16 protein-coding genes and 1 tRNA gene are annotated in these 19947 nt (G+C 68.9%); 8 read left to right on the top strand and 9 right to left on the bottom strand.

Translation table 11 applies throughout. From position 1 onward, the window contains the following. Positions 1-4: 4 nt before the first annotated feature. Positions 5-1777 carry an ABC transporter ATP-binding protein gene (locus tag ACT3UN_RS10410; RefSeq protein WP_444656997.1) on the bottom strand — a complete coding sequence of 591 codons (1773 nt, stop codon included), beginning with the start codon at positions 1775-1777 and terminating at the stop codon, positions 5-7. Beyond that, a complete protein-coding gene (locus ACT3UN_RS10405) occupies positions 1774-3579 on the bottom strand; it encodes an ABC transporter transmembrane domain-containing protein (RefSeq protein WP_441579459.1) in 1806 nt (601 codons plus the stop codon). The genes ACT3UN_RS10410 and ACT3UN_RS10405 overlap by 4 nt, the downstream gene beginning before the upstream one ends. 135 nt (positions 3580-3714) lie before the next feature. Here ACT3UN_RS10405 and ACT3UN_RS10400 point away from each other — a divergent pair, with 135 nt between their 5' ends. Further along, the gene (locus ACT3UN_RS10400; protein ID WP_444656996.1) at positions 3715-4524 is read left to right on the top strand and encodes a MurR/RpiR family transcriptional regulator; all 810 of its coding nucleotides are present in this window, start codon (positions 3715-3717) and stop codon (positions 4522-4524) included. A gap of 5 nt (positions 4525-4529) precedes the next feature. Here ACT3UN_RS10400 and ACT3UN_RS10395 read toward each other — a convergent pair whose 3' ends face one another. Next, on the bottom strand, positions 4530-5324 hold the full coding sequence (locus tag ACT3UN_RS10395; RefSeq protein ID WP_444656995.1) for a VOC family protein: 795 nt from the start codon (positions 5322-5324) through the stop codon (positions 4530-4532). Positions 5325-6656: 1332 nt separating this feature from the next. Here ACT3UN_RS10395 and ACT3UN_RS10390 point away from each other — a divergent pair. Beyond that, complete coding sequence (locus ACT3UN_RS10390; protein ID WP_301442554.1) at positions 6657-7556, top strand: cytochrome b/b6 domain-containing protein; 900 nt, start codon at positions 6657-6659, stop codon at positions 7554-7556. Positions 7557-7658: 102 nt separating this feature from the next. Here the strand turns inward: ACT3UN_RS10390 and ACT3UN_RS10385 are convergent, their stop codons facing one another. The 4 genes from ACT3UN_RS10385 to ACT3UN_RS10370 all read right to left on the bottom strand — a co-directional run bounded on the left by ACT3UN_RS10385 (position 7659) and on the right by ACT3UN_RS10370 (position 11951). Then, complete coding sequence (locus ACT3UN_RS10385) at positions 7659-8036, bottom strand: PH domain-containing protein (RefSeq protein WP_301442553.1); 378 nt, start codon at positions 8034-8036, stop codon at positions 7659-7661. A gap of 66 nt (positions 8037-8102) precedes the next feature. Then, entirely contained in the window at positions 8103-9161 is a 1059-nt protein-coding gene (locus ACT3UN_RS10380) for a lipoate--protein ligase family protein (protein ID WP_444656994.1), read from the bottom strand. 62 nt (positions 9162-9223) lie between these two features. Next, entirely contained in the window at positions 9224-11377 is a 2154-nt protein-coding gene (locus ACT3UN_RS10375; RefSeq protein ID WP_444656993.1) for a RecQ family ATP-dependent DNA helicase, read from the bottom strand. 73 nt (positions 11378-11450) lie between these two features. After that, positions 11451-11951, bottom strand: coding sequence for a hypothetical protein (locus tag ACT3UN_RS10370; protein ID WP_301442550.1), 501 nt, complete (start codon positions 11949-11951; stop codon positions 11451-11453). Positions 11952-12040: 89 nt separating this feature from the next. Between ACT3UN_RS10370 and ACT3UN_RS10365 the strand changes: the two genes are divergently transcribed. Continuing rightward, entirely contained in the window at positions 12041-13345 is a 1305-nt protein-coding gene (locus tag ACT3UN_RS10365) for a dicarboxylate/amino acid:cation symporter (RefSeq protein ID WP_444656992.1), read from the top strand. A gap of 49 nt (positions 13346-13394) precedes the next feature. Here the strand turns inward: ACT3UN_RS10365 and ACT3UN_RS10360 are convergent, their stop codons facing one another. After that, complete coding sequence (locus ACT3UN_RS10360; RefSeq protein WP_444656991.1) at positions 13395-14852, bottom strand: MFS transporter; 1458 nt, start codon at positions 14850-14852, stop codon at positions 13395-13397. 132 nt (positions 14853-14984) lie between these two features. Here ACT3UN_RS10360 and ACT3UN_RS10355 point away from each other — a divergent pair, with 132 nt between their 5' ends. The 4 genes from ACT3UN_RS10355 to ACT3UN_RS10340 all read left to right on the top strand — a co-directional run bounded on the left by ACT3UN_RS10355 (position 14985) and on the right by ACT3UN_RS10340 (position 18841). Then, positions 14985-15461: a MarR family winged helix-turn-helix transcriptional regulator gene (locus tag ACT3UN_RS10355; protein WP_444656990.1), complete on the top strand. Its 477-nt coding sequence runs from the start codon at positions 14985-14987 to the stop codon at positions 15459-15461. A 23-nt stretch (positions 15462-15484) separates the two neighbouring features. Further along, positions 15485-15826, top strand: coding sequence for a CHY zinc finger protein (locus tag ACT3UN_RS10350; RefSeq protein ID WP_301442546.1), 342 nt, complete (start codon positions 15485-15487; stop codon positions 15824-15826). Between the two features lie 147 nt (positions 15827-15973). After that, the gene (locus ACT3UN_RS10345; RefSeq protein ID WP_444656989.1) at positions 15974-18394 is read left to right on the top strand and encodes an oxidoreductase; all 2421 of its coding nucleotides are present in this window, start codon (positions 15974-15976) and stop codon (positions 18392-18394) included. A 51-nt stretch (positions 18395-18445) separates the two neighbouring features. Beyond that, entirely contained in the window at positions 18446-18841 is a 396-nt protein-coding gene (locus ACT3UN_RS10340; RefSeq protein ID WP_301442558.1) for a VOC family protein, read from the top strand. 133 nt (positions 18842-18974) lie between these two features. Here ACT3UN_RS10340 and ACT3UN_RS10335 read toward each other — a convergent pair. Next, positions 18975-19047 (bottom strand) — tRNA-His (locus tag ACT3UN_RS10335). Between the two features lie 177 nt (positions 19048-19224). On the opposite strand from ACT3UN_RS10335, the gene ACT3UN_RS10330 reads away from it, so the two are divergent. Continuing rightward, the gene (locus tag ACT3UN_RS10330) at positions 19225-19944 is read left to right on the top strand and encodes an O-methyltransferase (RefSeq protein WP_301444131.1); all 720 of its coding nucleotides are present in this window, start codon (positions 19225-19227) and stop codon (positions 19942-19944) included. Positions 19945-19947 lie beyond the last annotated feature (3 nt).

The raw sequence follows: 19947 nt of genomic DNA, 5'->3' as shown, positions 1-19947 counted from the left end.
CCGCTCACCTGTTGGCGTTCCACGCCGCCCATAAGCGCGCGTAGGGGCCGCCGGCGGCCACGAGGTCGTCGTGGGTGCCGTCCTCCTGCACCACACCGTGCTCCATGACCACCACCCGGTCGCACACGGCGGCCTGGGACAGCCGGTGGGCGATGACCACGCCGGTGCGTCCCTGCAGGGCCACGTCCGCCGCCCGGTCGAGCACCGCGGCCTGCGAGGAACCGGCCTCGGCGGTCGCCTCGTCGAGGATCACCAGGTCCGGGTCGGCGATGAGCAGGCGGGTCAGGGCGAGGTGCTGCTCCTGCGCCGCGCTGAGCGGGTGGCCCTGTGCGCCGAGAGGGGAGTCCAGACCGTCGGGGAGCTCCTCGAGGAGCCCGCCGGCACCGGTGCGGTGCAGGGCGTCGACGAGTGCGGCGTCGTCGCGGCCCGGTGCGGCGAGGGTGAGGTTGTCGCGCAGCGTGCCGGAGAACACGTGGGTCTCCTGGCTGACCAGCATGGTGTTCACCGGGGCGTCGACGCTGCCGGTGGTGGGACGGTGGATGCCGGCGATCAGGGCGGCCAGGGTGGTCTTGCCCGCCCCGGAGGTGCCCACCACCGCCACGCGTTGGCCGGCGGGGATGGTCAACGTCAGGTCGTGGAGGACCGGCGCGCCGTCCTGGTAGGCGAAGCTGACGGCGTCGAGGTGCACGCCGGACGCAGCGGACGCCGCAGTCGCCGCGGCTGCATCGTCCGGGACGTCCTGCGCCTCGGCACCGTCGGCACCGTCGGCGTCTTCCGCGAGGTCGGTGACGCCGATGACGCGCGCCAGGGACGCGGCGGCGGCCTGCAGCGTGTCGATCTCCATCATCAGTCCGCGCAGCGGGCCCTGCAGCCGCAGGAAGTACAGCACCGCGGTGGTCGCGGCACCGACGGTGACGGCGTTGGCGTCCACCAGCCCGTAGCCGGTGAACAGCACCACGCACACCGCGACGGCGAAGGACAGGTCGATGCGCCAGGTGAACATGGTCTGCACGGTGCGGGCGCGCAGCGCCCAGGTGGCCACCGCCCACGACGCCGTGGCCGTACGCACCCCGTGCCAGCCGGACAGGCGGTAGGCCAGCACCGTGTCCAGGCCCTTGAGCGCCGACAGCAGGTGGTGGGCTCGGGTGCCGAAGGCGGCGCGTTCGGCGGCGTACAGCGGCGGGGCCAGACGGATGTACCAGCGCAGCGACAGCCAGTACAGCGGCACGGCGACGAGGAACACCACCCCGAAACGCCAGTCCAGCAGGAACAGTCCCACCAGGGTCAGCCCGATGGTGAACACGGTGCGCGACAGCGAGGGCAGCACCTGTGACAGGGCCTCGGACACCTGGGCGACGTCGTCGCTGGCCCGGGAGATCAGGTCGCCGGTGCCGCTGCGTTCCACCCGTTCCTGCGGCAGACGCAGTGCGGTGGTCACCAGGCGTTCGCGCAGGGTGGCCAGCAGCCGCTCCAGGACGCGCGAGGCCAGCCACACCCCCAGCACGCTGAGTGCGGAGGCGGCGACGATGGCGACGGCGATCAGCGCGCCGTAGAGCCAGACGGGACGGTGGTCCCCGCCGTCGGAGATGTCGTCGACGATGGTGCCGAGCAGCGCGGGGGTGACCAGTTCCAGGGCGGCGGCCCCGGCGGAGATGACCGCGGCGAGGAGCAGCAGCCCGCGGCGTCCGGCCAGGGTCTGCCACACCGCGGTGACGCAGCGGCGACCGGTGGCGACCGGAAGACGGGTGGGGTTCGGGTCAGGGTTCGGCTCGCTCACAGTTCCACCACCCGGTCGCAGTGCGCCAACAGGGCGGGGGAGCCGGTGACGACGAGGGTCGTGCGTCCGGCCCGCACGGCACCGAGGCGTTCGGCGACGGTGTTCTCCGTGACGGCGTCGACGGCGGTGGTCGGGTCGTGCAGCACGAGCACCGGCGGGTCGGCGGCCAGGGCGCGTGCCAGGGCGACGCGTTGGCGTTGCCCGCCGGACAGCCGTGTGCCGCCCTCGCCGACGCGTGTGGCCAGCCCGTCGGGCATGGAGTCGATGATGTCGTCGCAGGACGCCGCGTGCAGTGCGCCGGGGATGCGGCCGGTGCTGGTGCCGCCGGTGCCGTGCGGGTCGAGGTTCTCCACGATGGTGCCGTCGAACAGGTCGGCGGCGTGCGGTGCGGTGAGCACGATCGTCCGGTAGTCCTCCACGGGCAGTGACGCCGCATCGGTGGTGGTGCCGTCCTGTTCCAGCAGGACGCCGTGCCCGTCACCGTGCCCGTCACCGTGCCCGTCATCGTGCGGGGCGCGCCCGTCGGCGAGCAGCGCGACGAGGTCGCGTCCTGCCGTGCCGTCGGCACGCACGCCGAGCAGTTCGCCGGGGGCCGCGCGCAGCACGGTCGCCCCGTCGACGAGGACCGCCAGGCCGGACGTGCCGGACGCATCGGACGCGCCGGGCGCTGTAGCGGCCGGGGCGTCCTGCGCGTGCTCGGTGGGGGTGCGCAGCAGCTCCAGCACGCGCTCGGCCGAGGCCACGCCGGTGGCCCAGATCGCCCCGGAGTTCGTCGGCAGCATCGTCAGCGGGCTGACCAGGAACTGGGTCACGCCGACGACCGCGACCAGTTCGCCCACGCTGAGCCGCCCGGTGAGGGCGAACCAGGCGGCGCACACGGTCAGCGCGGCGATGAAGACGCCGGTGACGGTGTTCATGGAGACCAGGAACAGCGCGCGCGACGTCCGGGCGCGCAACGCCCCGCCCAGGGCGGTGCGGCTGACCTCGGTGTAGCGGGCGGACGCCTCGTCCTCGGCGCGCAGCCCCTTGATCACCCGGTAGCCGGTGATGAGGTCCGTGGCGCGTCCCGTCGCGCCGGCGACGAGGGCCTGCTGCTCGCGGCTGCGGCGCTGCAGGGGGCGTCCGGCGGCGGTCATCAGCCACAGCATCAACGGGCCGCCGACGAGCACCGCCAGGCCCAGCGGCCAGGAGATCGTGAGCAGGAACACCGCCGAGGCCAGGATCGCGGCGATCTCGCCGACCGGGTAGATGCCCAACGCCATGGTGCCGGCCAGACGGAAGACGTCGCCGGTGGCCACCGACAGCATCGCCCCGCCGAGGCGGCGGTCCTTCATGCCCGCCGGGTCCAGCAGACGGTCGGTGACCTGCATGCGCAGCCGGTGCTGCACGGTCTGCATGCCGAAGAAGCCCAGGCGTCCGCCGAAGCGGAAGGTCAGCGACATCACGACCACGTCGAGCAGCAGCACCGCCGCCCAGAGCAGCAGCTGTCCCAGGTCACCGGCGGCGATGCCCCGGTCGATCGCCACGCCGGCGATGACCGGCAGCGCGGCCGCGGCGATGTTCGACACGATCAGCAGGCCACCGCCGGGGAGGGTGAACCGCTTGGCGCCGAGGATCACCCGCCAGGTGAAACGGGCGGGGGAGGGGTCGTCGTCGTAGACGACCGGGTCGGCGACGCGGGGACGCTGCGGCGCCTGCAGGAACAACGGCCAGCGGACGCCGAAGGCGTGGCTGCGCAGCGATTCGCCGTCGGAGGCGACCGGACGCTCGGTGGAGCGCTCGGCCGGGGCGGGGCGGGTCATGTGAGGGGGTTACTCCTTGATCCGGGGCGCGGAGTCGTGGGCAGGACCGTAGGTTAGCATGCCGTAAGTGAGCTTCACCTCACCTGCCGTGTCGTCGCTGCAGTCCGCACACCGCAAGACGGTAGTGTCCACGACATGGACCTGGTCGAGACGATAGAGGCGCGGCGCGGGAAGCTCTCACCCGCCGAGGACAAGGTGGCGGAGTTCATCGCGACGAATCCGCACAGCGTGGGGCACCATTCGGCCCTGCGACTCGCCGGCGCGGTGGGCGTCAGCGACGCCACCGTGGTGCGCACCGTGCGCAAACTTGGTTTCGTCGGGCTCGACGACCTGCGCGAACGGCTCGCCGAGGACCTGTCGCGGCGCGGACGCATGGGATCCTCGCTGCGCGACGGGGAGGTCGCCCAGGCCGTCCGACGCCGCGCCGACGGTGCCGACGCGCTGATGCAGCGCGTCGCCGAGGACGACCTCGTCGCCGCCGTCGCACTGATGGCGGACGCCACACGGATCGTCCTGGTCGGCTTCGGGCCTTCCCGGCACATCGCCGAGTACGCCGCGGCGCGGTGCCTGCGGGCCGGACTGCCGGCCGTGGCGATCGGCAGCACCGGGGTCGGTTTCGCCGACGAGCTCGCCACGGTGACCGCCGGCGACCTGGTGCTGATGCTCGCCTACGACGGCACCTCCGCGGAAGGCGACGTACTCTTCCACCGTGCCGGTGAGCTCGGGCTTTCTGTGGTGCAGCTGACCGAGGGGGCGCTGAGCGAGGACCCGCGCGCCACGGTGGCGCTGGGGATAGGACGCGGCGACCCCGAACTCAGCCCCAGCTACGTGCCCACGGTGGCGGTGCTGGAGGTGCTGGTCGTGGCGACGGCGGCGAAACGTCCCGAACAAAGTGAGCATGCCGGGGCGACGGTGGACCGCCTGCGCAGGGCGCTGGACCGGTGACGTGCTCAGTCGTCGGGGACGACGGTGGCGCCGGCGATCTCGACGGGGCCGGCGAGGCCGTCGGGACCGGTGCGGACGACCCCGAACCCGTACAGGCCGGTCGGGGAGCCCCGGGTGAAGCGGATCTCGGCGCCGGGCAGGGGGACCGTCGCGCCGGGTGGGTCGTCGCGGACGGGCAGGTCCAGGACCTCGGCGAGGCGGTGGGCGTCCTCGTGCGGGGCGTCGCTGCGGACCAGCAGGCAGCTGATGTCCGGGCCGGTGGTGCTGGGTTGTTCGGGACTCCCGCCCTGGGCCACGCGGTGATCGGCACGCATCCGGGCGATCGTGGCCCGTGGCGGGTCGTAGCTGATGAAGAAGGGGAACCAGGCGGGGGTGTCGGTGACGAAGACCTCGGTGAATCCGGCGTCCCTGTCCTCGAGGCGGATGTCGGCGACGTGGGCGTCGTGACCGTTCTCCCGCAGCGAGGCGGCGGTGGCGTGGGCGTCGGGCACGTGGACGGCGAAGGCGGCCAGGCCCGGGGCTGAGGCGTCGAACACTGCGCGCAGCAGGCTCAGCGAATCACCGAACGGTGTGTCGGCGACGGCGTCCCAGTCCTCGACGACGGCGAGTTCGACGTAGCGTTCATCGTCGATCCCCCAGGCGGCGTTGCGGAACCCCGGCATCGTGAGTGCGGCGTGGGTGGGGAGCCCGACGGCGTCGTAGGCCTGCATCGTGGCGTCGAAGCTGTTGGTGGCGTGGGGACCGTTGGTGGCGTGGATGAGGTGGTCGAAGGAGAAGGACGGTTCGGGGTGGTCGGTCATTCGTCGGGTGCTCGCTTCCCGCGTCGGTGGTGTGGTGGTGGGGACGGTGAGGTGGTGAGGCGCGACTGAGGTAAGCCTGTCTACAGGCTACCGGGGACGGTGAGACGGTGTGGTGGGGACGGCACGGGCCGGGCGGAGGCGAATTCGCGGTTTTTCGTGACTCGCGGCACACGTCCGCTATCCTGTCCTCTGAGGTAGTTATCGTTTCAGAAGAGGCCCAAGTCACATGAGTTCCGTCGCACCTGCCGGGTATGTTTCCCGGTCACGTGGTCACCGCGAGGTCACCGCGCGACTTCTTACCTCATCGTCGACGGCGACGCGGTCGGGGTGCCAGGCCCCGTACGTCCCGTCAGGTGAACGGCACTCAGGCCGCCCGACAGTTGCTGCAGTACCGGGGATGCCGGACGCTAAGATCTTCGTGACGGAAGACGGCGACCGCAGGAAAGAACCGTGTGCGGCAGTTCCACAACTCACCAGCGCTATTGACGAGCGAAAGCAGTAGGAGACTACACAATGTCCAACGACGACCAGGCCCAGCCCATCAAGCTGGACCCACAAGTCGCCCAGGCCCCCGGTGCGCCTTCCGCGCCGTCGGCCCCGGCATCGCCCGCCGCTCCGGCTACTCCCGCTGAACCGGAGACCACTGCTGCGGCTGAGGCGCCGTCCGCCCCGGCAGCACCTGAGGCCCCTGCCGCACCTGCGGCTCCTGCGGCTCCTGCCGCAGAGGAGGCCCCGTCAGCTCCCTCCGAGCCGGCGTCCCCCGGTGCTCCGATGAAGCTCTCTGCACCCGGTGCTCCGGGTGCGCCCAGCGCTCCGGCAGCACCTGCTGCGCCCTCCGCTCCTGCTGCGCCCTCCGCTCCGGCTGCGCCTTCCGCGCCTGCGGCCCCGGCAGCACCTGGCGCCCCGGCTGCTCCCTCGGCCCCTGCTGCCCCTGCTGCCCCCGGTGCTCCGGGTGCGCCGTCGGCTCCTGCTGCGCCAGGCGCCCCGTCGGCTCCTGCGGCTCCCGGTGCCCCTGGCGCACCGTCTGCACCTGCAGCTCCGGGCGCTCCCTCGGCACCCGGTGCCCCTGGCGCCCCGTCGGCTCCTGCGGCTCCCGGCGCTCCGGGCGCTCCCTCTGCACCCAGTGCCCCTGGCGCACCGTCTGCACCTGCTGCTCCCGGTGCTCCGGCGAGCCCCGGTGCTCCCGGTGCTCCGGCAAGCCCGGGTGCTCCTGGTGCCCCGGCAAGCCCCGGTGCCCCCGGTGCTCCGGCGACCCCGGGCGCGGCCGCTGCCAAGCCGAAGGCTGGTGGCACCGCGACCAAGGAGAAGCCGAAGAAGAAGCGCGAGCCGGTCATGATCGGCGAGAAGTCCCTCGGACAGTGGGGCAAGCTTGCCGGCATCGGCCTGGCCGGCGCCGCCGTCTTGGCTGCCGTGGTCATCCTCGGCGCACGCTGGTTCACCGGACTCGACGCCGTCTCCAGTTGGATGGAGCGCTACCCCGGTGAGTACCACCTGCCCGACTTCGTCGACGACGGATTCCCCGCCTGGGCCCGCTGGAGCCACTTCCTGAACTTCTTCTTCATGGCGATGATCATCCAGTCCGGTCTGCGCGTGCGTCAGCAGCAGAAGCCGCCGGCGGTCTGGCAGCCGAAGAAGGGTGGCAAGAAGATCAGCATCCACCTGTGGCTGCACACCTCCCTCGACGTGCTGTGGATGGTCAACGGCCTGGCGTTCATCGTCATGCTGTTCGTCTCCGGCCACTGGGCCAGGATCGTGCCCACCAGCTGGGAGGTCTTCCCCAACGCGCTGTCGTCGATGCTGCAGTACGCCTCGATGCAGTGGCCCGCGGAGAACGGCTGGGTCAACTACAACAGCCTGCAGCAGATCATGTACTTCCTGGTCGTGTTCATCGCCGCCCCGCTGGCGATCATCTCCGGTCTGCGCATGAGCGAATGGTGGCCGAAGAACGCCACCAAGCTCAACAAGATCTACCCCGCCCCGGTGGCACGCAAGATCCACTTCCCGACGATGCTCTTCTTCGTCCTGTTCATCGTCGCCCACGTCTTCCTGGTGTTCGCCACCGGTATGACCAAGAACCTGAACCACATGTTCGCCGGCACCCCGGTGGACGGCTGGGGCGGATTCTTCTGGATGCTCGGTGGCGTGCTGCTCACCATCGGCATCCTGTTCGCCACCCGTCCGCTGGTGCTCGCACCGGTTGCCTCGCGCTTCGGACAGGTCAGCGCACGCTAGTTCGACGGTAGCGCCTACCGGCTCGTCCGGGCGTACGAAAAGCGGGGTCGGTTTCCCGGAATTCAGGGAAATCGACCCCGCTTCGTCATGTGGTGGGGATGTTCAGCTGTCGGCGAGCAACACGTTGGCGATCAACTGGTCGAGACGCCGGACGTCCACCCCGCGACCCAGCTCGATCTTCACCTTGCCCGCACGCGTCCACAACTCCAGTTCCGCGGTGAAGTCCAGGGTGCCGGCGTTCTCCGAGGACCACATGTTGATCGCGGAATACGGCAGCGAGTACATCTCCACCTTCTTGCCCCGGATGCCCTGGGCGTCACGGACGATGAGCCTGCGGTCGGTGAACACCGCGGAATCCCGGAAGGTCTTGTACGCCGCTATCGGCTGTTCCCCCTTGACGAGGATGGGGCCGATGTCCTGCGGGATGGGGACCTCGGCCTGGAACAGCCACGAGGTGATGACATTGAGTTCTGACGGCATGGGAGATTAATAACACGGCGAAAGCTTCCCGCGTTAAACCTTGTGGCGGTGAACCGCAGGGGCGGCTCAGGGCAGCCGGTGGGTCCACTCCTCGGTGGAGAACTTCTCCTCGCACCGTGCCCGGGCGATCTCCAGGTCTGCCTCGGAGATCGACCCCTCGGTGGCGCCGTACTTGTCACGGAAGTGGTTGAAGAAGACCTCCAGGATCTCCGAGCGCGGCATCTGCGTCTGCGACCGCATCGGGTCGACGCGCTTCACCGCGGAGCGTTGGCCCTTGTCCTTCATCTTCTCCTTGCCGATGCGCAGGACCTCCATCATCTTCTCCGCGTCGATGTCGTAGGACATCGTCACGTGGTGGATCATCCAGCCGTTGCTGAAACGCTTCTGCGCCGCCCCGCCGATCTTGCCCTGCTCCGAGGCGATGTCGTTCAACGGCACGTAACGTGCGCGGATGCCGACCTTCTCCAACGCCTCCATCGTCCACTCGTCGAGGAACGGGTAGGACTGGGCGAAGCTCAACCCGTCCACCAGGGCCTGCGGCACCACCAGGGAGTAAGTCACGCAGTTGCCGGGCTCCATGAACATGGCCCCACCACCGGTGACACGACGCGACACGGTGATCCCGTGACGGTCCGCCCCCTCCTGGTTGATCTCGTTGGAGTAGGACTGGAACGAACCGATGACCACCTGCGGGGCATTCCACTCCCACAGCCGCATGAACGGTTTGCGCCGTCCGGCGGCGACCTCGTCGGTGAGCGTCTCGTCCAGTGCGACGTTGACCATCGGGTCCACACTGGGGCCGTGGATCACGTCGAAGTCGAGGTCCTCCCAGCTCACCGCGTGACCGAGGGCGCGCCGCACCGCCACGCCGACACCGTCGGCGGTGATGCCGAACAGGACGTCGTCCTCGCGCAGCGATGCCTGGACCCGCTCCGAGACCTGCGAGGCACTCAGGTCGGCCGGTGCACCCTCGAGCGCTCCGGTCATCCGGTCGAGGGCCTCGTCCGGCTCAAGGAAGAAGTCACCGGCGATGCGCACGCCCGACAACGTGCCGGGGGAGCCGCCCGACACCTCGAGGTCGACGACGATGAGTTTGCCGCCGGGGACCTTGTATTCTCCGTGCATCTGCTGACACCTTTCCACCCTGGGATTTTTCCGGGCACCAGCCTACGCGCGGCGCAGCCCGGTCAGCCCCGCAGCGCCAGGGCGAAGGGGAGCACCGCACGCGCCCCGGCACGGCGCAGCTCACGGCCGGCCATGGTCACCGCCCACCGGGAACCGATCTCGGTGTCGACGAGCAACACGACCTGACCGGCGACTGCCTCGGCGGTGGCCGGGTCCAGGCGGAAGGCCTCGTGGAGGTTCTGTACCCGGTATGCGCTGTTGACGTCCGGCGAGCCGGGGGCACGGGTGTACGCCAGCTGGCCGGCATCGGTCATCCGGCCGATCTGCGCCAGTCCCCGCGCCAGGTCCGCGCTGGTCGTCGGCCGGGTCACGCTCGGCATGCCGACGACGACCGTGGGGCGTTCCTCCCAGTCCCACTCCTTGAGCACAGTGATGCACCAGTCGGCGATGTTCTTCGGTACGGGGGAGTCCTCCGCACCCTCGGCGAGGAAGCCGCGCAACACCTGACCTGCACCCAGGTCGGTGAACCTGGCGACGGCACGTCCGGGCGACACCTTCTCCTCGGCGGGGAGTTTCCCCTTCAGCGGCACCCCGATCGTGGCCATGCCCGACGGCCACTGGCCGCGCGGTTCGGCCGGCAGACCGAGTCCGGACAGGATCCGCCGGGCCCCGGAGGTGTTGTCCTCGCTGACCACGCTGTCCCACCACTGCCCGGCGCACACGTCGCACCGGCCGCAGTCGTGGGCCTCCGGGTCGTCCAGCGTCTCGGAGAGGAAGCGCATCCGGCACATGGTGCCGGACTCGTACTCCAGCATCGCCTCGGCCTCGCGGCGGCGGGCCTGCGCGACCGCGGCGTAGCGCTCGGCGTCGTACGTCCAGGGCGTTCCTGTGGCGACGAAGCCACCCTGCACCCGGTCGACCGCGCCGTCGACCTGCAGGGTCTTGAGCAGCAGATCCAGCCGGGAACGCTTCACCCCGACCATCGGCTCCAGGGCCGGCACCGACAGGGCCGACCCCGAGCCTGCCGCATCCGACAACGCCGCGAGGACCGCCTGCGCCTCCTGCTCATCCGGCATCGAGGCCGTGGCGAAGTACTCCCAGATGTTCGGGTCCTCGCCACCGGGCAACAACAGTACGTCGGCATTGTCCGTGGCACGGCCGGCACGTCCGACCTGCTGGTAGTACGCCACAGCGGAGCTCGGGGCACCCAGGTGCACAACGAAGCCGAGGTCGGGTTTGTCGAAGCCCATGCCCAGCGCGCTGGTGGCGACCAGGGCCTTGATCTCGTTGTCCTTCAACGACTGCTCCAGGCGGGCGCGGTCCTCGGCGTCTGTCCGGCCCGTGTAGGACGCCACGTCCCAGCCGGCCTCGGCCAAGGCCCGGGTCGTGTCCTCTGCCGCCGACACGGTCAACGCGTAGATGATGCCGGCGCCCTGGAAGTCCCCGAGATGCTGGGCCAACCAGCCGATACGGTGCTCCGCCGTCGCCGTCGGGGCCACACCCAGGCGCAGTGAGTCGCGGGACAACGCCCCGCGCACCACCATCGTGTCGTCGCCGAGCTGGGCAGCGACATCCGTGACCACCCGCGAATTCGCCGTGGCCGTGGTCGCCAGCACCGGGAGGTCGGCGGGCAGCCCGTCCAGCAGCGCGCCGATCCGCCGGTAGTCCGGGCGGAAGTCGTGCCCCCAGTCGGAGATGCAGTGCGCCTCGTCCACCACGATCATCCCCACCCCGGTGCGCGACGGATCGAGCAGCACGTCCAGCACGTTGGTGCGGAATTTCGGGTTGGTCAGGCGCTCGGGGGAGATCAGCAGCACGTCCAGCTCACCGGCGGTGAGGCTGTCGAGCACCGCGTCCCACTCGGTGGCGTTGGCGGAGTTGATCGTGGCCGCGTGCACGCCGGCGCGTTCGGCGGCGGCGACCTGGTCGCGCATCAACGCCAGCAACGGGGAGATGATCAACGTGGGCCCACCGGCACTGCCTGCGCTGTCTGCGCTGCCGAAACCCTCGCGGATGAGGCGGGCGGCGACGAAGTAGACCGCCGACTTTCCCCAGCCGGTGCGCTGCACGACCAGGACGCGTTTGTGGTCGGCGACCAGCGCGGCGATGGCGTCGAACTGCCCGTCGCGGAACGCGGCGTCCGGGCGTCCGGTCAGCTCCCGCAGGATCTCGGTGGCGCGGACGAAGAGACGGTCGTCATAGGGGTTGCTCGGCATGGGCCCCACCCTAGAACACGGCACGGACATGAACGTCAGCAATCAACGCCGGCGTTCGAACGCCGCCGGCGGCTCAGTTCTCCCGCACCACGACCACACCCAGCGTGACCACCGCAAGGAAGCACACGCCGAGCACGGTCGTCACCAGGTAGCCCACCACCCACAGACCGCTGACATCGTCGGTTCCGGAGGCCACCGCCATAGCTGTGGAGAACCCCGTCAGCCCGGCCAACGCCACGGAGAACGGCCCGGTCCACCGCCATCGCGTCCTCCACGATAACCAGACCAACGCACCGAAGGAGGACGCTGCCGCGCCGACGTACATCAGCACCTCCAGGTCCCCCGGGAGCCCCAGCGTGAACCACACCAGCCAGAGCACCACACCGGTGACGGCGCCGGCGAGCGCGGCGAGGACGTTACCCAGCGGGGCGTCCTGCCGTGGTGTGGTCCTGCGCCGTTCGACCAGGTGCACCGCCACCAGCAGCAGTGCGCAGAGCAGGAGCAGCGGGGCACCGGCCGTCAGCATGCCGCGGCCGACGTCGGCGAGTTCGGCGAGCGTGTCCGTGGTGTCCATCCCGCCACCCTAGCGGGTTAACCTCCGGCTTAACGTCGACGCCATCGGCGCGAAACACGTGACGAATAGGTTCGGACGGCATGTCATCGATGAGAAGACGCGCACTCCTGCGCAACCCCGCCCTGCACATCGGAGTCGCCGCGATCACCGGCATGGTCTTCGGCCTGATCGTCGGCGACTGGGCCGCGAACCTGCAGTTCCTCGGTGACATGTTCATCCGGCTGATCCAGATGTCCATCGTCCCGCTGGTCATGGCGTCCGTCATCGTGGCGACCGGGTCGATGAGCGGCAAAGGCACCGGACGCATGGCCGCGCGCACCTTCGGCTGGATGCTCGCCTTCTCCTTCGTCGCCGCCGTCCTGGCGTGGGTGCTCGGCACCCTGATCCGTCCGGGCGACGGCATGGTCTTCACCGGCGAACTCGACCCGTCGCTGGAGGAAGGGGCCGAGCAGGCCAGCAGCTGGCAGGATACCCTTCTCGGCTTCGTCTCCACCAACATCGTCGAGGCGATGGCCACCGCCGACATGCTGCCGATCATCGTGTTCTCCCTGATCTTCGGCATCGCGCTGCACCGCTACATGGCGCAGACCGGCAACCGCACCCTGATCGGCATCTTCGAGGGCATCCAGGCCGTGGTCCTGACGATGATCCAGTACGTGATGTACATCGCCCCCGTCGGCGTGTTCTGCCTGCTGGCGGCGCTGACCGGTGAGCAGGGGGTCGCCGTGATCACCTCGGCGGTGAAGTACCTGGTCGCCACGCTTATCGGCGTGCTGATCCTGATGGCGCTCTTCATGCTGGTGATCTGGGTGCGGACCAGGCTGAACGTGTGGCTGCTGCCCGGCAAGCTCGTGGAGCAGACAGTGGTCGCCGTGACGACCACGAGTTCTGCGGTCACCTTCCCGACGGTGCTGCGCAACACGGTGGAGAAGGTCGGGGTGAGCAAGCGGGTCGCGAACTTCACCCTGTCCATCGGGCTGACGATGGGCTCCTACGGCGCGGTGCTCAACTACATGATCGTGATCCTGTTCCTCGCCCAGGCCGGTGGGGTGGAGCTGAGCTTCGGGCAGATCGTGCTCGGTGTCGCCCTGTCGATCATGCTGAACATGGGCACGATCACCGTGCCGGGCGGCTTCCCGGTGGTCGCGATGTTCCTGGCCGCCTCGCTGGACCTGCCGGTGGAGGCGGTGGGCCTGCTCATCGCGGTGGACTGGTTCACCGGCATCCTGCGCACCTTCCTCAACGTCAACGGCGACACCTTCGTGGCGATGCTCGTCGCCGCCTCCGACGACGAGATCGACCGCGACATCTACTACGGACGCACGCAGGACGCTGCGTCCGGCGTGTCATCTGAGCCGTCCCCCAGGGCAAGATCAGGCGATTCTCCTGCATGAGCGGCGACTCAGATGACATCTGAAGGTGTGAGTGCTCGGCAGGAACTCGTTAGCCACTCACGTCTTCCGGCTGTGAGTGGATACGCGTGAGCACGATCGCCGTGACCAGTGCTAGACAGGCGACACCACCCAACACCCAGAAGCCAGCGTGAGTGCCTGCTGCGGAGGCAAGCGGTGCCGCTCCACCCGAGGAAAGGTGGGAAGCGACCGTCGAAGCGAAAACCGGGGCGACGATCGCCAGACCGACACCCGAACCAGCTTCATTGAACGTGTTCAGTAGCCCGGAACCGACACCGGACTTCTCCGCCGGAATCGGTGCGGATCCGAAGGTGTACAGCGGCACGAACATCGTGGGCAAACCGAGGCCGAACACGGCCAGGGCACAGATCACGATGATGGAGTTTCCTGTGCCGTCGGCGGTGGTCACGATGATGATGGTCAGGGCCAACAACTGCGCGACAACACCACCGAGATAGAGCCTGGCCATACCGATCCTCCCGGCGATCCCGGGGACTGCGAATGCCGAGATGAGCGAACCGCCGCACAGCGGCAGTAGGGCGACTCCGGTACTCAGCGGGGACAAACCGTGCGCCTGCTGTAGGTAGTTGCTCGCCAGATACAGCGCCCCCAGCATCAACGTCGCGGCAAGGACGAGTCCGAAGCCCGCCCAGGCGTAGATGGGGGTTCTCAGCAGCGAGACCGGAAGCAGCGGGTCGAGGGCCTTGTCCTCGAATCGGAATAGTCCGATCAGTACAACGACGCCGAGTACCAGTAACGCCCAGGGCAGCGGGTTTGTCCAGCCTTCCTCGAAGCGGCTCATCCCGTAGCAGAGCAGGCCGACACCGAGCGTCGCGACGATGGCGGTGGGGAGCTTGAGGCTCTGGCGCAGCTGGCTGGGCATTGCATCGAGCTTGGCAACCGCGGCGATGATGACGACGGCCACGATCGGAAGGTTGATCAGAAACGCCCATTGCCAGGACCAGGCGTGAACGATCACGCCGCCCATGATCACCCCGATGGTCGCGCCGATCACACCCAGGGCGCTCCATGCTGCTAGCGCGATGTTGAGCTGTGCCTGCACCGCGCCGTAGGTGGCTACGATGATCGACAACGCTGACGCGGACAGCAGGGCCGCGCCGACTCCCTGGACGATTCTGCCGGCGACCAACATTTCTCCGGTGCCGGCGAATCCGCATGCGGCGGAGGAAGAGCCGAAGACCAATAGGCCGGCAATGAATGATCGTCGACGTCCGATGGTGTCGGCAAGACGTCCACCGAACAGTAGTAGGGCGCCGTAGGTCAGTACGTAGCCGCTGATGGTCCACTGCAGCGTGATGGCAGAGGCGTTGAGGTCGTCGCCGATGGAGGGGAGCGCCACGTTGACCACGGTCGAGTCGAGCATGACGAGCATCTGGGCGATGCCGGCGATAGCCAGAGCCGTCCAGCTCACGGTCGGGTTGATAGGCGGTGAGTGTGGTGATTGTGTGTGATCTTCGGCTTTGGTCACGAGGTCTCCGGTTCTTCGAGTATTTATATTACCGAGCATGTATATGCCAGATGCTAGACTACATGCGCGGGTATGCATTTCAACCGGTAGAGGAGAAAAGCCTTGTCAGAAGCCCTAGCCTCCCGGCGTGGAGTGACCGCCGGCGAGACGGAAAACCATGGGGGATTGGCTGACACGGCCGACGTTGCTGCGACACTCGCAGCATGGCGAGCAGTGTCACATCCGTTCGAGGTCGCCCAGCACGACATTGAGTCGGCTCTCGGCGACCGGCATTCTCTGTGTCTGACCGCCTATGAGGTGATGCAGTGCCTATCTGCGCGGCAAGGGGGAACTCCGCTGTCGGTGGTGTGCGAGACGGTGGAGCGTTCCCAGCCGAGAATCTCCCGACTGGTCACCCAGATGGAGGAACGAGGCTTGGTGAAACGTTCGAAATCACCAGATGACAAGCGTGCGTTCCAGATCAGCCTCACCGCCGAGGGGCGGCTTACGTTCGGCGAGGCCTCCGACACTCTTGCGGAGTGCCTGAGACAGATTTCCGAGCGCCGGAACGTTGCAGGGGAGGCATTCAGTGAGCGGCTGGACAAGAGGGGCCGTCGTCGCGATAGCTGAGATCGTGGCTAGGCTCGGCGGCCATGACCGACACAACTGACACAGCCGGGCCGGCGGCACTCGTCGGCGGCGTGGGGTGTGCTCACTGGAGCACGCCGCTGGACGTCGTCGCGATCCGGTTCCACTGCTGCGGGCGGACCTACCCGTGCCTGCACTGTCACGACGAAAACGAGGACCACCCCCTCGTGCCGTGGCCGGCGGCACGGTTCGACGTCGGGGATGCCGTCCTCTGCCGGGCGTGCGGGCACTGGATGACGGTCAACGGGTACCTGGGCTGCGGATCGTCCTGCCCCGCGTGCGCCGCGGCGTTCAACCCCGGCTGCTCCTTGCACGCACACCTGTACTTCGACACCGCGGCACTGTGATATGACACCCGGCAGGGGGTGTGCGCTGGGGTATGAGAAAACGGCGGCTATCGGCGGGTACAGTCTGCGGGTGACGGACCGCTGAGCGGTCCCTGACCGACACGCCCCGGATCATCACCGGGAAACCTGAACTTTTGGAGAGTCATCGTGACCCCTACAACGGTCGCCGCGCCCCTGGACCTGCCGTGCGGCACCACGCTGAAGAACCGCCTCGTCAAGGCATCGACGAGTGAGGGACTGGCCGCCGCATCGTGGGGCCCGTCGAACCAGCACCTCGACCTGTACCGCCGCTGGGCGGACGGGGGAGCCGGCCTGGTGATCACCGGTGCCGTGATGGTTGATGCCGAGCACCGCGCGGATCCGGACAGCGTGGTCGTCACTGACGACCGGCACCTGGACAAGCTGCGTGCCTGGGCCACGGCGGGTACCGCGAATGACACGGAACTGTGGATGCAGATCGACCATCCCGGACGGCAGTCGCCGCGCAGCATCAACAAGTTCCCCGTCGCCCCCAGCGCCGTGCCCATGTCTGGGCGCATCGCCCGCTATTTCGGTGAACCGCGTGAACTCACGGTCTCCGACATCGAGATGCTGGTGTGGCGCTTCGGCTACACCGCCCTGATCGCCCGGGAGACCGGCTTCACCGGCGTGCAGATCCAGGCCGGCCACGGCAATCTGATCAGTGAGTTCCTGTCCCCGGCGTCCAACCTGCGCACCGACGAGTACGGCGGTGACCTTGACGGGCGCATGCGCGTGCTGCTCGACGTCTACCGCGCGGTCCGCGAGCAGGTGGGGGAGAGCTTCCCTGTGTCGGTGAAGATCAACTCCACCGACGGAATCCCCGGCGGCTTCTCCGAGGACGAGTCCCTCGAGGTCGCCAAGAAGCTCTCCGAGATCGGCGTGGACGTCATCGAGATCTCCGGTGGCACCTACGTCGAACCGCTCATGCAGGGCGATGAGTTCGATGCCAGCGGCGCAACCGGGGAGATCTTCTTCGGCGACCACGCCCGTCGTGTCCATGAGGCCATCGACACCCCGGTGATGGTCACGGGCGGATTCCGGTGCGCCGCCGACATCGAGAAGGGTCTCGAGGAGGGCATGGGCGACCTCATCGGCATGGCCCGCCCCATGGTGTTGATCCCGGAACTTGCCAACGAGATCATTGTTCACGGTAGCCGCGAGCGGGTGCGTCTGCCCCGCCTCACGACCCACCTGAATTCGCTCGATGACGTGACCGAGTCGCTGGTCGGCACCGCCTGGTACCAGATGCAGATGGACCGCATCACCGACGGACGTTCCATCGGTGGCGACGGGCTGGCTGCGCTGTGGACCGTGGCGAAGCGCCACGGGGTACGCTCGGTCCTCCCACGCGGAAGTAAATCAAGGAGGACCACGATGCCGGACGCACCGACGCGACGTGCCTACGACGTGGTCCTGCTGGGTGCCACCGGCTTCGCCGGTGGGCTCACCGCCGACTACCTCGCCGCGAACCTGCCCGAGGGCGGGCGCCTGGGCCTCGCCGGACGCAACCGGGACCGGCTCGAGGCGGTGCGCGGGCGGCTCGCCGGCAGCGGCCGGGAGATCGGCCTGCTACACGCCGACGCCACCGACCCGTCCTCCCTGGCCGACGTCGCGCGGTCGACGAAGGTCGTGGTCAGCACCGTGGGCCCGTACCTCGAGTACGGGGCCGCGCTGGTCGGCGCCTGCGCCGAGGCGGGGACGGACTACGTCGACCTGACCGGCGAACCGGAGTTCGTCGACCGGATGTTCCTGGAGAACGACGCCACCGCGCGTGCCACCGGCGCGCGTCTCGTGCATTCCTGCGGCTTCGACTCCGTACCCCACGACCTGGGGGTGCTCTACACCGTCCGGCAACTGCCGCAGGGGGTCCCGACCGAGGTCCGCGGGGTGGTGCGGACCAATGCGGAGTTCTCCGCCGGCACCCTGCATTCGGCGTTGACCCAGATGTCCCGGCTGCGTCCCATGGCGCAGACGGCGTCCGAACGTCGGCGCGTGGAGTCGCAGCCGGTGGGGCGCCGGTCCCGGCTGCGGACGGGGTGGCCGCGTCGTGACCGGGTCACGGACACCTGGCTGATCCCGTTGCCCACGATCGACGGCCAGGTCGTCGTGCGTTCCGCACTGGCCCGCGAGGAGTACGGGCCGGAGTTCACCTACACCCACAACGCGGGGGCGAAGCGGTTCAGGACCGTTCCCGTGTCGATCCTGGGCTTCGTCCTGGGCGTGGCGGCGATCCAGGTGCCGCGCCTGCGCCGCGCCGTCGCCGGACGCTTCATCGCAGGTGAGGGCCCGTCGCAGGAGCGCCGCGACGGTTCCTGGTTCACCGTCGACGTGGTGGGCACCGCCGGTGGACGCACCGTGCACACCCGGGTGAGTGGTGGGGACCCGGGCTACACCGAAACGGCCACGATGCTGGCGGAGTCCGCCCTGTCGTTGGCCTTCGACGACAACCCGGACGTCGCCGGGCAGCAGACCACCGCCGCGGCGATGGGGGACAACCTCATCGACCGGCTCACGGCGGCCGGGATCAGCTTCGAGACGCTTTCCTAGATACCCGGGCCGCTGTCGGCAGGTAGTCTCGGGCCGATGAGCACACCCAGCATCCGGATCACCCTGACCAGCGTTATCGTCGACGACACCCGCAAGGCCGAGGCCTTCTACACCGACATGCTGGGCTTCGTGAAGAAGCACGACATCCCGCTCGGGGAGGGGCCGGACGACCGCTGGCTCACCGTGGTCTCCCCGAAGGACCCGGAGGGCACCGAGCTGCTCCTGGAGCCTTCCGGCCACCCGGCGGCGGCGCCGTTCAAGGAGGCGCTGTACACCGACGGCATCCCGTACACCCAGTTCAGCGTGGACGACGTGACCGCCGAGTACGACCGACTCGTCGCACTCGGGGTCCGCTTCACTCAGCCGCCCCTGGAGATGGGGGACGTGACCACCGCCGTGCTGGACGACACCTGCGGCAACCTCATCCAGCTGGTGCACCAGGGCTAGGCACCAGCGCTAGGCACCAGCGCTAGGCACCAGCGCTAGGCACCAGCGCTAGGTGCGGGCGGACATGCGGAAGACCCCGCACCGTCCGAGCTCGTGAAACGAGGCGGGGGACGGTGCGGGGTCTTCTCTTCGGGGTGGCTGACGGGACTCGAACCCGCGACACCCAGGATCACAACCTGGTGCTCTACCAGCTGAACTACAGCCACCATGCATGCACAACGGCAACCAGGCCCGGCGTCGTTGCTGCAGCGGGATTCATACTAAACCACCTGTGGCCAGCGCGCCAAACTGAGTGCACACCCCGGCCCCGACATGCCCCGAGGTGGTCTGAGTTTTTCTCGGGGGGTTCCGGGGGCGGTGTACGAAAGCTAGGCTGTCCTGTCATGGGAAAGGTAGAGAGGTCGGCCCCGTCCCCGCTGGATGAACGTGCACGCGGCGTCGTCGAGCGACTCCACCGAAGGAGCACCAGACAGATCCTTCCCAGTCTCCTGCCGGTCCTGCGCGAGACGGTGAAGGCCCGCCTACGTCACGGCACGTGGGACTCCACGCAGACGGACTCCGGCAAGGAGATGCTGGCGGACAAGATGGTCGCGCTGGCGCCGGAGAAGGCCGCCCTGTGCCACCTGTTGTGCCGCAGCTCCGGCGCGGCCACGGTCGTCGAGATCGGAACGTCCTACGGTGTGTCCACGATCTACCTCGCCGCGGCCGTGCGTGAGACCGGCGGAGTGGTCATCGGTACCGAACATGAGCCGGGGAAGGTGGAGGACGCCGAGCGGAACCTGCGGGACGCGGGGCTCGGGAAACACGCCGAGATCCTCGCCGGGGATCTGCGCGAGACCCTCCCGGAACGACTGGCTCTCCTCGCGGCGCAGGGTGGGGCGGTGGACTTCGTGCTGATGGACATCTGGATTCCCATGGCACTGCCCGCGTTGGAGATCGTGGAACCGTACCTGCGACCCGGCGCACTCGTGGTGTGCGACAACGTGGTCACGGGCGCCAGGGAGTACGCGGACTATCTGGAGCGTGTCCGCCGGTCCGGCGGCGGCTTCGTGTCGGTGACCGTTCCCGGACAGGGCGGCACCGAGGTGTCCATGAAGGTGTGACCC

The organism is Corynebacterium sp. AOP12-C2-36 (assembly GCF_052379185.1).
Lineage (GTDB): Bacteria > Actinomycetota > Actinomycetes > Mycobacteriales > Mycobacteriaceae > Corynebacterium.
The sequence above is the reverse complement of the archived record's forward strand: the minus strand, read 5'-3'. Positions and strand labels throughout refer to the sequence as shown.